Genomic DNA, 6986 nt, shown 5'->3' on the forward strand with positions numbered 1-6986 from the left:
GAATGTCGGCTGATCTCGCGCTGGAGCTGGAAGATGTCGTGTTCCGCTATCAGGAAAAAGGCAGGCGCAACATTCTGGATCATACCAGCCTGACCATTCCGGCTGGGACGCTTACGGTCCTGATGGGCGGCAGCGGCTGCGGAAAAAGCACGCTGGCTGCGGTGGCCGCAGGACTCTACCCTGAGAACGGCGGCTTTTTGGAAAGCGGCATCATCCGGCTGTACGGGCAGGATCTAAAGACGCTGGACCCCCAGAAGCGCGCCGCCTACCTGACGGTGCTGTTCCAGAATCCCGACTTGCAGTTCTGCATGAATACCCTGCGGGAGGAGATGCGCTTCTGTCTGGAAAACATCTGTATCCCTGCCGGGAAGATGGATGAACGAATCGAACAGGCCGCCGCAGAGCTTGGCATCGCGCCGCTGCTGGATCAGCCCCTTTCGACCCTGTCCGGCGGCGAAAAACAGAAAGCGGCTCTCTCCTGCCTCTATGTCATGGAGAGCCGCTGCATCCTGCTGGACGAAAGCTTTGCAAATCTGGACCACGAGGCGGCGATCCAGCTGCTGGAGATGCTGCTCAGAATGAAAGCCTCCGGCCGGACCATTCTGGCCATCGACCATAGGGCAGACCTCTGGCTGGAGGCTGCGGATGAGATCATCCTGCTGGAAGAGGGCGGCAGAGTGGCCGCCCGGAGCATCAACTGCAAGAATCTGCCGGAGCACCGCGCGGATTTTGAGCGGCTTGGCCTGTTTTACCCGGGTTCCCGGTCGGAACGGACTGTGGCCCGCCCGGCAGAGGGCAAACCGCTGCTGCAGTTCCGGGGAGTCAGCATCCGCAAGGGGCTGCCCACCCGGCGCAAGTGGGGCCGACCGGTGTACGATGCTCCCTTTTTGGTGCAGAATACGGATGCGGATTTCCCGGCGGGCTGTATGACCGCTGTTCTTGGCCCCAGTGGCACCGGAAAGACCACCACGTTTCTCTCGGTGCTCAGGCAGCACCCCTACACGGGACAGATCTTGTTTCAGGGGCGGGACATTGAAAAAATGAAGCTTAAAGAGCTGTATCGCCATATTGGCATCGTTTTCCAGAACCCTGCGAACCAATTCGTCACCCAGAATGTGGAGGACGAGGTCTGTGTGGGGCTGCGACTCTGGGAGCCGGGCCTCTCTGACGAAGCCTGCCGCCAGCGTGCCGAGGAATTGCTGGACCGCTACGGCCTGAAACGGCAGCGGCGCTATTCGCCCTATATGCTCAGTCAGGGCCAGCAGCGGCGGCTGGCTGTCCTCTCGGTGTTGGCAGGCGGACAGGAGCTGCTCTTACTGGATGAACCTACCTATGGTCAGGATTCCCGCTCGGTGAACGCGATCATGGAGCATCTGCGGGAGAAAGTGGAGCAGGAGGGACTGACGGTAATCTTCATCACCCACGATACCGAGCTGGCTGCGGCTTGGGCCGATAAAATCTACCGGCTGGAAGACACCATGCTGGTGGAAAAAACCGCCGGGGAGGTGCTGTAAATGCTGGAACGCTGGAATCCTACCGTAAAAGCATTTACGGTGCTGGTCTGTGTCATTCTGCTCTCATTCGAGTATCTGGTCAGCCTGAACCTGCTGGTACTGGCCGTCTGCCTGTTGCTGTTGGTGTTCTGCTCCCGGGTAAGCCTGAAAAAGATCGGTGTCATCCTGCTTCCTGCCTGCGTCGCGGCATTTGGCTTGTTTGTAATGGGCCTTTACTATGCCCGGGGCGGCAGCACGCAGATCGTAGATATGAGCAGTCTGTCGGCCATGCCTTACAGCGTGCGTGCGGCAATGTCCCAGAACCTGTATACGGCGCTGCAGCTGGCGACCCGTCTGCTGGCCTATGCGGGGCTGGGCATCCTGTTCGCGCTTTCCACCGAGGGCGATTTCTTTATTGCGAGCCTGCTCCACCAGTGCCACCTCCCGCCTAAGTTTGCCTATGGCATCTTGGCGGCGTTCCACCTGATGCCGGGAATGGCACGGGAGTATGCGCAGGTGCGCACAGCTTTTGCGGTGCGTGGTCTGAAAATGGGGCCGCTCTCCATGAAGCCGGTCTTCACGATGCTGGTCAACAGCGTCCGATGGTCGGAGTCCATCGCCATGGCCATGGAGTCCAAGGGCTTCTGCGGGGAGGCACCGCGTACCTACTATACAGTGCCCCGGGTGCACTGGTACGACTTGGCCATTGCCGCGCTTATGGTGGGCGGCGTGGTGCTTGGAATGCTGTTTCTAAATCTCTGAGGTGGGTTTCCATCATAATAAGGAAGCCGCCGAGAAGGTGGAGGCAGAGATCTCCAAGAGCGCGGAAGCATACCTGAAATAAAATCGGCGGTACGGCGCAAAGCCTTCTGCCCCGACAGACAGCAGCACCCCGGCCTCCCTTAAAAAGGGAAAGCCGGGGTGCTGTTGTATCGGCCCGGTCAGCCGTCCATCCGGCGCTCGACGAAATCATCCACCATCTTGTCCAGCTGGCTCACGGCGTGCTCGGCGCCCTTCGCCAGCTTGCGGGCGGTGCGGCGCATCTGGCGCTGGCTGGTGTTGGTGGCCATGACGCCGGCAGCACCCAGTGCGGCCCCGGCGGCCATGCCGAGCAGGAGCGGGGCGGTGGAGCTTGCGTGTTCGTTTTTCATGGGAGAAACTCCTTTCGAATCGGAAATTTTGGGCGGTGAGGCTAGTATTTCCACCAAAGGATTCACTATACGCTTTTTTTGTGCAGGAAAATGTGGTATACTGTATCATATTCTGATAAACTGGGCTGGCTGTGGGCTGGCCCGGCTTATGGGAAAAGGCATATCCTGCGAAGGAGGTTTCTTTTTTGCTGAAGATAACAGAACCGAAAAAAGTTCTCTGTATCCACGACCTTTCCGGCGTGGGGCGCTGTAGTCTGGCGGTCATCCTGCCGGTGCTCAGCGTCATGGGCATCCAGCCGGTGGCCCTGCCCACGGTGATGCTCTCCACCCACACCGGCGGCTTTGGCGCTCCGGCTCGTCTGGACGGCTGCGCCTACGGGGAGGCCGCGCTGGAGCACTACCGGGAGCTGGGGCTGAGCTTTGACTGCATTTACACCGGCTACCTCGGGGGCGAGGCGCAGGCCGCGCTGGCCGAGAAAGCCTTCGACCTCTGGCCCTCGGCCTACAAGGTGGTAGACCCCGTGATGGGGGATAACGGCAGGGCCTACACCACCGTCACCCCGGCCTTCATCGACCGGATGCGGCAGCTCTGCCGCCGGGCCGACCTTATCCTGCCCAACGCCACCGAGGCCGGGCTGCTGCTGGAAAAGCCCCTGCCCGACCCGCTGGACGAGGCGGGCGCACAGGCGCTGGCCGACGAGCTGGCGGCGGCGCTGGCCCCTAACGTGGTGGTCACGGGCTTACAGCTGGACAAGTACATTGCCTGCGCCGGTGCGGGCCGCGAACGCTTCGTGGTCAAAAAGCTGCACATCGCCCGCAATTTCCCCGGCACGGGCGACCTCTACGGCGCGGTGCTCATCGGCTCGCTGATTCAGGGCAACGCCCTGAGCGCGGCGGCAGACAATGCAGCGGAATTTGTGGCGCTGGCCATCCAGAAGACGCCCTATGACCAGGACACCCGCTTCGGCGTCTGGTTCGAGCCTCTGCTGCCCCGGCTGTGCCCGCTGCGGGAAGAGTGAGGCGGCGGATATGAGCAAAAAACCGACCCTGAACATCGTGCTGGTGGAGCCGCGCATCCCGCAGAACACCGGCAACGTGGCCCGCACCTGCGCCTGCACGGCCTGCCGCCTCCATCTGGTGGGGCCGATGGGCTTTGCCATCGACGACCGGAAGCTCAAGCACGCCGGGCTGGACTACTGGCACTATCTGGACATCAGCTATTATGATGGTCTGGACGACTTCTTCGCCCGGAACGCCGGGCCGTTCTACTACTTTACGACCAAAGCGCCCCAGCGCTACACCGACGTCGCCTACCCGGACGGGGCCTACCTCGTGTTTGGCCGGGAGGACGCCGGGCTGCCGGAAGCGCTGCTGGCAGCCAATCAGGAGCACTGCATCCGGATGCCCATGCGGGACACCTGCCGCAGCCTGAACCTGTCCAACAGCGTCGCTGTGGGTGTGTACGAGGTGCTGCGCCAGTGGGATTTTCCGGAGCTGCTGGACCACGGCCATCTGCGAGATTATGAATGGAAATGAGGGATACTATGAGCAAAATTGCGATTCTGACCGACTCCTCCTGCGACATCCCGCAGGAGCTGGCCGAAAAATACGGCATCGACATCATGGGCTTCCATATCCTGCTGGACGACGAGGATATTGTGGAGCGCGAGAAATACACCCCCGAGGAGTTCTACGACAAGATGCGGGCCGCTAAGGGCATCCCCTCCACGGCTGCCATCACCCCCATCCAGTTCTGTGAGAAGTACTGCCAGTATGTGGACGAGGGCTACACCGACGTCATCCATGTGCCCATCAACCGCTCCGGCTCCTCCACCTACAACAACGCCGTCATGGCGCAGGGGATGCTGCGGGAGGAGCGCCCGGAGCACCACCTGAACATCCACCTGCTGGACCCCCACACCTACTCGATGGTGTTCGGCTGGTATGTCTGCGAGATGGCCCGCAAGCTGCAGAACGGCGCGGAGCTCCGCCACGTCATCGGCGAGTTCGAGGCACAGATGAACAAGATGGAGGTCATCCTTGGACCCTACAGCCTCAAGCAGATGAAGAAGAGCGGCCGCATCTCCGCCGCTGCCGCCGTCATGGGCGAGCTGATGGGCATCCGCCCCATCATCACCCTCATCGACGGCAAGACCAAGGTGGAGAGCAAGGTGCGCGGCGACGACAAGGTCATACCCGCCATGATCGACCTGTGCAAAAAGCGCACCGAGGGGGTGGAGGACTTCGACTATATGATCGGCCACACCTCCATCCCGCAGGCCGTGGAGCTGGAAAAGGCCTGCCGCAGGGCGTTCGGCAAAGCCCCCCTCACCACCTTTGATCTGGGCGGCGTCGTCTCGGCCAACACCGGCCCCGACACCCTTGCGCTGGTCTATGTGGGCAAGCCCCGGGGCTGAGTCCCGCTGGAAGACTGCTGCTGTGCGGCAGTCTTTTTTCGTGCAGCCGTTGCATCCCGGCTCAAACTATGATATAATTACTTGAGTTGTGCCTGCGGGCACGGTGTCTCAAAGAGCAACTTAGGATTTTAGGCTCCCCGGCGTGTCTCGAACCATGCCGGGCCAAACCCACAGGGGCTGGCGGTCCCTGCGCGGTCAAAATCAAACCGCTGGAGTTATAGTATGAAGAATCAGAATCTTTCTGTCCGTAAACTGGCCCGCTGCGGCATGGTCGCAGCCCTCTACGTCGTGCTCTGCATGGCGCTGCAGCCGTTCTCTTACGGCGCGGTGCAGGTGCGTGTGGCCGAGGCCCTCTGCCTGCTGCCGGTGTTCGGCGCAGAGTACATCTTCGGCGTGGTGCTGGGCTGCTTCCTCGCAAACCTGCTCGGATCCACCATCGTGGACGTCATCTTCGGCACGCTGGCCACCCTGCTGGCCTGCCTCGTGACCTACAAGCTGCGGAACATCCGCTTCAAGGGTCTGGCTGTCGCAGCCTCGCTGCCCCCGGTGGTCTTCAATGCCGTCATCATCGGCATCGAGATCGCGGTGATGTTCCCGGACCCCTCTTCCAGCGCCCCCCTCTGGCTGGCCTGCATCACCAACGGCATCTCCGTGGGCATCGGCGAGCTGATCAGCTGCACCGTGCTGGGCGTCCTGCTGGTCCGCATCATCGAGGCCAGCCCTTCGGTCAGGAAGGTCTTCGAAGCCTGAATATAAGACGCTCCCGCGCCGTCCCGGCGGGCGTGCCTGATCGAGCAGGCCGCCTGTCCGAGCCTGAAAGGCTATTTTACCGAGTTGCTCGGCCTTTCGGGCGGCTGCGGCGGGAAGCGATACGATACGAAGCGCTGCGCGGGAGACCGTGCGGCGTTTCTTTCTTTGCAAAAGAGACGGAGGAGCGATGATTCTACCGCCCGTCGGTTGCGCGGGAGGATGCGGCCCGGTACAATAAGACCAGAAATGGGCGGCAGACGCCCGCAAGGAGGCAGAAGATATGTACGAACTGGACAAAGCCGCATTTGGCCGCTTTCTGGCTCAGCTGCGCAGGGAAAAGGGGATGACCCAGAAGGAGCTTGCCGCGACGCTGTATGTGTCCGACAAGGCCGTCAGCAAGTGGGAGCGGGGGCAGAGCGTACCCGACATCTCGCTGCTGGTGCCGCTGGCCGAGCAGCTGAACGCGACGGTGGCCGAGCTTTTGCAGGGCCGCAGGGTAGAGGAGGAGCGGCGCTTCACCCGCGAGGAGACGGAGGAGCTTATCCGCAAGGCGCTGACGTTTTCGGCAGAGCCGCCGGAGCGCCGTCAGGCGCGGACGAGGAAGTATCTGCCGGTGTATGTCATCTGCTGCGTGCTGGGCGTTGCCGGAGCGCTGGCCGTCTGGGCAGCGGGACTGGCCGACATCGAGGGAGCGCTGGCTCTGCTCATCATCGGTGTGGTTTTCGGCGTCGTCTACGGGGCATATGCCATGTTCTGGATGGCCGAGACCCTGCCCCGCTACTACGACGAGAACCGCATCTGCAACTTTGCACAGGGTGCGTTCCACATCCACATCCCGGGGGTGTACTACAACAACCGCAACTGGAAGCATATCCTGCGGGCGTTCCGGGTCTGGTCGATGGCGTCGCTGGTGCTGGTGCCGCCCTGCACGGCGGGGGCTGTCCTGCTCGAGCGCGCTACCGGCTGGCAGGTGTGGGTCGCGGTGCTGGTGGTGTATATCGCCTCGCTGTTCGGGGCTATCGTGATACCGGCGAAGAGGTTTGAGTGAGGGAGAGGCTTTCGGAAAGGCTGTCCTTCGTACAACCTCTCAGGCGCTCCGCGCCAAGGCCGGGTTGCGGCACCCAGCGTCTGCTTCGCTGTCGCTTGCATCCTGCTGGCCGCTGCCCCAACAGCTC

The 6986-nt window shown here is 61.9% G+C and carries 8 protein-coding genes and 1 riboswitch; of the genes, 7 read left to right on the forward strand and 1 reads right to left on the reverse strand.

What is annotated here, in order from left to right; genetic code table 11:
• Positions 1-2: 2 nt before the first annotated feature.
• Together LKD23_RS06615 and LKD23_RS06620 are read left to right on the forward strand one after the other, a co-directional pair.
• Positions 3-1514, forward strand: a complete 1512-nt coding sequence (locus LKD23_RS06615; RefSeq protein ID WP_227620974.1) for an ABC transporter ATP-binding protein — start codon at positions 3-5, stop codon at positions 1512-1514.
• Positions 1515-2255, forward strand: a complete 741-nt coding sequence (locus tag LKD23_RS06620) for an energy-coupling factor transporter transmembrane component T family protein (protein ID WP_227620975.1) — start codon at positions 1515-1517, stop codon at positions 2253-2255.
• A 179-nt stretch (positions 2256-2434) separates the two neighbouring features.
• On the opposite strand, the gene LKD23_RS06625 is transcribed toward LKD23_RS06620, so the two are convergent.
• The gene (locus tag LKD23_RS06625) at positions 2435-2644 is read right to left on the reverse strand and encodes a hypothetical protein (protein ID WP_227620976.1); all 210 of its coding nucleotides are present in this window, start codon (positions 2642-2644) and stop codon (positions 2435-2437) included.
• A gap of 185 nt (positions 2645-2829) precedes the next feature.
• Here LKD23_RS06625 and LKD23_RS06630 point away from each other — a divergent pair, with 185 nt between their 5' ends.
• The 5 genes from LKD23_RS06630 to LKD23_RS06650 all read left to right on the forward strand — a co-directional run bounded on the left by LKD23_RS06630 (position 2830) and on the right by LKD23_RS06650 (position 6859).
• The gene (locus LKD23_RS06630) at positions 2830-3663 is read left to right on the forward strand and encodes a PfkB family carbohydrate kinase (protein ID WP_227620977.1); all 834 of its coding nucleotides are present in this window, start codon (positions 2830-2832) and stop codon (positions 3661-3663) included.
• A gap of 10 nt (positions 3664-3673) precedes the next feature.
• Positions 3674-4180: a tRNA (cytidine(34)-2'-O)-methyltransferase gene (locus LKD23_RS06635; RefSeq protein ID WP_227620978.1), complete on the forward strand. Its 507-nt coding sequence runs from the start codon at positions 3674-3676 to the stop codon at positions 4178-4180.
• Positions 4171-5061 carry a DegV family protein gene (locus LKD23_RS06640; RefSeq protein WP_330221111.1) on the forward strand — a complete coding sequence of 297 codons (891 nt, stop codon included), beginning with the start codon at positions 4171-4173 and terminating at the stop codon, positions 5059-5061. The genes LKD23_RS06635 and LKD23_RS06640 overlap by 10 nt, the downstream gene beginning before the upstream one ends.
• 113 nt (positions 5062-5174) lie before the next feature.
• Positions 5175-5276: riboswitch (PreQ1-III riboswitch) on the forward strand.
• A 7-nt stretch (positions 5277-5283) separates the two neighbouring features.
• Complete coding sequence (locus tag LKD23_RS06645) at positions 5284-5811, forward strand: QueT transporter family protein (RefSeq protein ID WP_227620980.1); 528 nt, start codon at positions 5284-5286, stop codon at positions 5809-5811.
• A gap of 280 nt (positions 5812-6091) precedes the next feature.
• On the forward strand, positions 6092-6859 hold the full coding sequence (locus LKD23_RS06650; protein WP_227620981.1) for a helix-turn-helix domain-containing protein: 768 nt from the start codon (positions 6092-6094) through the stop codon (positions 6857-6859).
• Positions 6860-6986 lie beyond the last annotated feature (127 nt).

This window comes from Faecalibacterium butyricigenerans, from assembly GCF_020687345.1.
Lineage (GTDB): Bacteria > Bacillota > Clostridia > Oscillospirales > Ruminococcaceae > Faecalibacterium > Faecalibacterium butyricigenerans.

Excerpts from the sequence above, each read along its gene's own strand:
- LKD23_RS06635 (WP_227620978.1), top strand. The coding sequence starts at position 3,674 with ATGAGCAAAAAACCGACCCTGAACATCGTGCTGGTGGAGCCGCGCATC.
- LKD23_RS06615 (WP_227620974.1), top strand. The coding sequence starts at position 3 with ATGTCGGCTGATCTCGCGCTGGAGCTGGAAGATGTCGTGTTCCGCTAT.
- LKD23_RS06640 (WP_330221111.1), top strand. The coding sequence starts at position 4,171 with ATGGAAATGAGGGATACTATGAGCAAAATTGCGATTCTGACCGACTCC.
- LKD23_RS06625 (WP_227620976.1), bottom strand. The coding sequence starts at position 2,644 with ATGAAAAACGAACACGCAAGCTCCACCGCCCCGCTCCTGCTCGGCATG.
- LKD23_RS06650 (WP_227620981.1), top strand. The coding sequence starts at position 6,092 with ATGTACGAACTGGACAAAGCCGCATTTGGCCGCTTTCTGGCTCAGCTG.
- LKD23_RS06645 (WP_227620980.1), top strand. The coding sequence starts at position 5,284 with ATGAAGAATCAGAATCTTTCTGTCCGTAAACTGGCCCGCTGCGGCATG.
- LKD23_RS06620 (WP_227620975.1), top strand. The coding sequence starts at position 1,515 with ATGCTGGAACGCTGGAATCCTACCGTAAAAGCATTTACGGTGCTGGTC.